This is a genomic window from Kitasatospora sp. NPDC057512 (assembly GCF_042802135.1).
Lineage (GTDB): Bacteria > Actinomycetota > Actinomycetes > Streptomycetales > Streptomycetaceae > Kitasatospora.
Window position 1 is genome coordinate 1 of sequence record NZ_JBHVET010000700.1, and the last position, 4,566, is coordinate 4,566.

Annotated in this window: 4 protein-coding genes; 1 reads left to right on the forward strand and 3 read right to left on the reverse strand. The window is 72.3% G+C overall.

Going from position 1 to position 4,566, the window contains the following annotated elements; all coding sequences use genetic code 11:
* Positions 1–47: 47 nt before the first annotated feature.
* The 3 genes from ACFU6K_RS32160 to ACFU6K_RS32170 form a co-directional block, all read right to left on the reverse strand.
* The gene (locus ACFU6K_RS32160) at positions 48–1,415 is read right to left on the reverse strand and encodes a pyridoxal phosphate-dependent decarboxylase family protein (protein ID WP_380669038.1); all 1,368 of its coding nucleotides are present in this window, start codon (positions 1,413–1,415) and stop codon (positions 48–50) included.
* A 198-nt stretch (positions 1,416–1,613) separates the two neighbouring features.
* A complete protein-coding gene (locus tag ACFU6K_RS32165; protein WP_360207502.1) occupies positions 1,614–2,078 on the reverse strand; it encodes an Lrp/AsnC family transcriptional regulator in 465 nt (154 codons plus the stop codon).
* A 139-nt stretch (positions 2,079–2,217) separates the two neighbouring features.
* On the reverse strand, positions 2,218–3,141 hold the full coding sequence (locus ACFU6K_RS32170; protein WP_380669041.1) for an NADP-dependent oxidoreductase: 924 nt from the start codon (positions 3,139–3,141) through the stop codon (positions 2,218–2,220).
* A 191-nt stretch (positions 3,142–3,332) separates the two neighbouring features.
* Here ACFU6K_RS32170 and nadA point away from each other — a divergent pair, with 191 nt between their 5' ends.
* The gene (nadA, locus tag ACFU6K_RS32175) at positions 3,333–4,517 is read left to right on the forward strand and encodes a quinolinate synthase NadA (RefSeq protein WP_234348387.1); all 1,185 of its coding nucleotides are present in this window, start codon (positions 3,333–3,335) and stop codon (positions 4,515–4,517) included.
* Positions 4,518–4,566 lie beyond the last annotated feature (49 nt).

The window sequence follows — 4,566 nt, forward strand, 5'->3', positions numbered from 1 at the left end:
CAGCTCCCGGAGCGCTCCGGGAGGGGGCCGTACGGACGTCGGGGGGCTCAGACCATGGTGTCCAGGATCTCCTTGACCATCTCCATGGTGGTGCCCGGGTGCAGGAAGGCGAAGCGGGCGACCGTCTCGCCGTCCCAGCCGGTGGGGGTGACGAAGCCGATCTGGTCCGCGAGCAGCTGCTGCGACCAGCGGTAGTAGTCGTCGTTGGTCCAGCCCTTGCGCTTGAAGCAGACCGCCGAGAGCTGCGGGTCGAACAGCAGCTCCAGGTGCTCGCTCTCGCGGATCAGCCGGGCCGTCTCCCGGGCCAGCGTGAGGCCGGCCTCGATGGCGTCGGTGTAGGCCTGGACGCCGTGGACGGCCAGCGAGAACCAGAGCGGCAGGCCGCGGGCGCGCCGGGTCAGGTGGTAGGCGTAGTCGGTGGGGTTCCACTCGTCGCCCTCGGTGTGCAGGACGTCCAGGTAGGAGGCGTCCTGGGTGTGCACGGCGCGGGCGAGCTGCGGGTTGCGGTAGATCAGCGCGGCGCAGTCGAAGGGGGCGAACAGCCACTTGTGCGGGTCGACCACGAAGGAGTCGGCGTGCTCGATGCCGTTGTAGCGCTCGCGCACCGAGGGGGCGAACAGGCCCGCACCGCCGTAGGCGCCGTCCACGTGGAACCACAGGTCGCGCTCGCGGGCGACCTCGGCCAGGCCGGCCAGGTCGTCGACGATGCCCTCGTTGGTGGTGCCGGCGGTGCCGACGACGGCGATCACCGTCTCCGGGTTCGGGTCGGCGGCCAGGGCGGCGCGCAGCGCCTCGCCGGTGAAGCGCCGGTTGACGGTCGGGACCTTGAAGGCCTCGACGCCGATGATGTTGAAGGTGTTCTTGACCGAGGAGTGCACCTGGTCGGCGACGGCTATCCGCAGCCGGGCCTCCGGACCGACGCCCAGGCGGCGGCGGGCGGTGTCGCGGGCGACCACCAGGGCGGAGAGGTTGCCCGCCGAGCCGCCGGACACGAAGCAGCCGCCGGCCGACTGGGGCAGGCCCGCGCGGTCGGCGATCAGGCGCAGCACCTGGTTCTCGGCGGCAATCGCGCCGGCCGCCTCCAGCCAGGAGATGCCCTGGAGGGAGGCGCAGGAGACGACCATGTCGAACAGCAGCGCGGCCTTGGTCGGGGCGCACGGGATGAAGGACAGGTAGCGCGGGCTGTCGGCGGAGATGACCGCCCGGGACAGCTCGTGGTCGTAGAGCTTGAGCACGTCGACCGGGTTGTTGCCGTCCTGGTTCAGCAGGCCGGCCAGCTGGGTGCGCAGGTGCTCGCCGTCACCGGGGTGGTCGAGCGGGACGGGGTCGTACTGCAGCCGCTCCCGCATGTAGTCGAAAACCAGGTCGACCAGCTCGTTGTCGGGCCGGTGCATGCGGTCGGGTGCTGCGGACACGGCGGTCCCTCTCGGCGTGGGGGTGTCGGGGGGCGTCCGGTCGGCGGGACGCTTCACCGCGACGACCGGACGTGATCAGCGTAGGCAGCACCGGGCCCTCCCCGCGCGTCGGAACGCGGCTGGTCAGGCAGGTTTCGGGCGTCTTCGGACGGGTCCGCGCAGGATTCCTGCGTACGGTCCGGAGGCGGTCGCGGGCGGTCAGCCGATGAGCTGGGAGAGGACCACCGAGGAGCGGCTGCGCTGCACTCCGGGCTCGCGCCGGATGCGCTCGATGACGGCCTCCAGGTGGCGCATGTCGGCGGCCCGCAGGTGCACCAGGGCGTCCGGGTCGCCGGTGACCGTCCAGGCGGCGACCACCTCGGGGAACTGCCGCAGGCTGGCGAGGATCTCCTCGGGGGCGGTGCGCTCGCGGCAGTAGACCTCGACGAAGGCCTCGGTCTGCCAGCCCAGCACGGACGGGTCGAGCACCACGGTGAAGCCCCGCACCACGCCGCGCGCCCGCAGCCGGTCGATCCGCCGGCGCACGGCGGTGGCGGAGAGGTTCACCTGTAGGCCGATCTCGGCGTACGAGGCGCGGCCGTCGCTGCCGAGCCGGGCGAGCAGGAGCCGGTCGGTCTCGTCCAGGTCGGCCCCGATCACCTCGTGCGCTCGGCTGCTGGTCATGGGTGAGGGGCTCCACGGGTCGTACGGGGGGTTCGGCGGGGCGCTCCGGCGGCGGGCTGCCACTGCCGAAACGGTTCGCCACCATTCTGGCGGATGACCTGGACGAGTTCACCGCCGTCGGATGACGGGCGGGCGGCCGTCACGGGACGAGTAGCACGATCTTCCCCCGGGTGCGGCCCTCGGCGCTGAGCGCCTGGGCGGAGGCGGCCTGGGCCAGCGGGAAGGTGGAGGCGACGGTGACGGTCAGCCGACCGTCGTCGGCGAGCGCGGCCAGCTCGGCGAGGTCGTCGGCGTCCGGGCGGACCCAGACGTACCGGCCGCCGAGCGCCTTGACCCCGTAGTCGGTGATCGAGGCGATCCGGCCCGGGTCTGCCACCAGGCCGACCGAGAGCTGGACGGCGCCGTGGCCGACCAGGTCGAGGGCCGCGTCCACCCCGTCGGGGGCGAGCGCGCGGACCCGGTCGGCCAGGCCCTCGCCGTACACCACCGGCTCGGCGCCGAGGCCGCGCAGGAAGTCGTGGTTGCGCTCGGCCGCGGTGCCGATCACCCGGGCGCCGCGGGCCCGGGCCACCTGAACCGCCAGGTGGCCGACCCCGCCCGCGGCGGCGTGCACCAGGACGGTCTCCCCCTCGGCGAGGCGCAGCGCCCGCAGGCCCTGCAGGGCGGTGAGCCCGGCCAGCGGCAGGCCGCCGGACTGCGCCCAGTCCAGCGCGGCCGGCTTGCGGGCCAGGGTGCGGACCGGGGCGGAGACCAGCTCGGCGTAGGTGCCGTGCTCGACGGCGTCCTTTCGGACGTAGCCGTACACCTCGTCGCCCGGGGCGAACTCGGTGACCCCGCCGCCGACCGCGCGGACCACGCCGGCCAGGTCCCAGCCCATGACCAGCGGGAAGTGCGCGTCGAGGATGCCGTCCAGGGCGCCGTCCCGGACCTTCCAGTCCACCGGGTTCACCCCGGCCGCCCGGACCTCGACCAGGACGGAGTCGGGCCCGACCTTGGGGTCGGGCAGGTCGGTGTACTCGACCACCTCGGGGCCGCCGTAGCGGTTGATCGCGATTGCTTTCATGGGCTCAGCCATACCCGTCGGCTTCGAAGTATCGATTCGGCCACGCCCGGAAGCATCCGATTCGACGAGCGGTTCTCGTCACATCGACAGGATGGCCATCGTCACTCTGACGCTAAGCGGTTAGAATAGATAGCGTCAGTTAGACGAAAAGGCCCCACCGCTAGCTCGGCCGCACAGAAGGGCACCCGCCCGTGACCACCACCATCACCGAGACCCACGGCGTCGACCCCACTCCGACGCCGCTCGCTCTGCTGCTGCTCGGCCGTGAGGCCGACCCGAACAGCGAGCGCGGCGTCGAATGCCCCGGTGACCTCCCCCCGGCCTCCGACCCCCACCTCGTCGAGCGCGCCCGCGCGGCCAAGGCCGCGCTCGGCGACCGCGTCTTCATCCTCGGCCACCACTACCAGCGCGACGAGGTGATCGAGTTCGCCGACGTCACCGGCGACTCCTTCAAGCTCGCCCGCGACGCGGCGGCCCGCCCCGAGGCCGAGTACATCGTCTTCTGCGGCGTGCACTTCATGGCCGAGTCCGCGGACATCCTCACCAGCGACCGCCAGCAGGTCGTCCTGCCGGACCTCGCGGCCGGCTGCTCGATGGCCGACATGGCCACCGCCGAGCAGGTCGCCGAGTGCTGGGACGTGCTGACCGACGCCGGCATAGCCGACGTCACCGTCCCGGTCTCGTACATGAACTCCTCCGCCGACATCAAGGCCTTCACCGGCCGGCACGGCGGCCTCATCTGCACCTCCTCCAACGCCAAGCGCGCCCTGGAGTGGGCCTTCGAGCAGGGCCAGAAGGTGCTCTTCCTGCCCGACCAGCACCTCGGCCGCAACACCGCGGTGCGGGACATGGGCTTCTCGCTGGACGACTGCGTGGTCTACAATCCGCACCGGCCGAACGGCGGCCTGACCGCCGAGCAGCTGCGGGACGCCAAGATGATCCTCTGGCGCGGCCACTGCTCAGTGCACGGCCGGTTCAGCCTGGACTCGGTGAACGACGTCCGCGAGCGGATCCCCGGCGTGAACGTCCTGGTGCACCCCGAGTGCAAGCACGAGGTCGTCGCGGCCGCCGACATGGTGGGCTCGACCGAGTACATCATCAAGGCGCTGGACGCCGCCGAGCCCGGCTCCAAGTGGGCCATCGGCACCGAGCTGAACCTGGTCCGCCGCCTGGCCAAGGCGCACCCGGACAAGGAGATCGTCTTCCTGGACCGCGCGGTCTGCTTCTGCTCGACCATGAACCGGATCGACCTGCCGCACCTGGTCTGGGCGCTGGAGTCGCTGGTCGAGGGCCGGGTGCCGAACGTGATCACCGTCGACCCGGAGACCGAGACGTACGCCAAGGCGGCGCTGGACCGGATGCTGGCCCTGCCGTAGCCGTCGACGGACGAACAGCCGAAGGGCGGGCCCCCTCCGTGGTGGAGGG

Excerpts from the sequence above, each read along its gene's own strand:
- ACFU6K_RS32165 (WP_360207502.1), bottom strand. The coding sequence starts at position 2,078 with ATGACCAGCAGCCGAGCGCACGAGGTGATCGGGGCCGACCTGGACGAG.
- ACFU6K_RS32170 (WP_380669041.1), bottom strand. The coding sequence starts at position 3,141 with ATGAAAGCAATCGCGATCAACCGCTACGGCGGCCCCGAGGTGGTCGAG.